Origin of the sequence: Myxococcus llanfairpwllgwyngyllgogerychwyrndrobwllllantysiliogogogochensis (assembly GCF_006636215.1) — a bacterium.
Taxonomy (GTDB): Bacteria; Myxococcota; Myxococcia; order Myxococcales; family Myxococcaceae; genus Myxococcus; species Myxococcus llanfairpwllgwyngyllgogerychwyrndrobwllllantysiliogogogochensis.
The window spans coordinates 1-417 of record NZ_VIFM01000871.1; the positions used below are offsets into that span (position 1 = coordinate 1).

Annotated in this window: 1 protein-coding gene; it reads right to left on the reverse strand. The window is 59.7% G+C overall.

Features of this window, described 5'->3' with window-relative positions; all coding sequences use genetic code 11:
• A partial coding sequence (locus FJV41_RS50955; RefSeq protein ID WP_220138044.1) for a hypothetical protein occupies positions 1–340 on the reverse strand: 340 nt, incomplete at its 3' end.
• Between the last annotated feature and the right edge of the window lie 77 nt (positions 341–417).

A 417-nucleotide genomic window follows, 5' to 3' on the forward strand; every position in this document is an offset into this window, starting at 1 on the left:
GCGACACCCTCTGCGCGCTATCAGTATCCGGGGCGGCTTTGGGGAACACCAGGTCACCATCCTGGGTGCGCACGATCAGGCGAAAATCCTCGTGGCCTATGAGGAAATCGCTCAGCGGGTGCTCCTGCGAGCTTTCTTTGGCATGCTCGTCGATGTTGCTCAACAAGTGCCTGACGATGGCCTCTCTCTGAGCCAGGGTTTCTATCTGGCGTGCGCTGAGATTGTGGGCGGTGACCAGGTAGACGACGAGGCAAACGATGCCCAAGCCCACCAAACTCTGCACAGCGAGCCACAACGACAGACGAGCGCGCAACGAGTGCGCGCGCAGCGCGGGGTTCATTGCTGTCGGTCCTCCATCACATAGCCCATGCCACGCACTGTGTGAAGCAAGGTCTTGTCAAAGGGCAGGTCCATCTT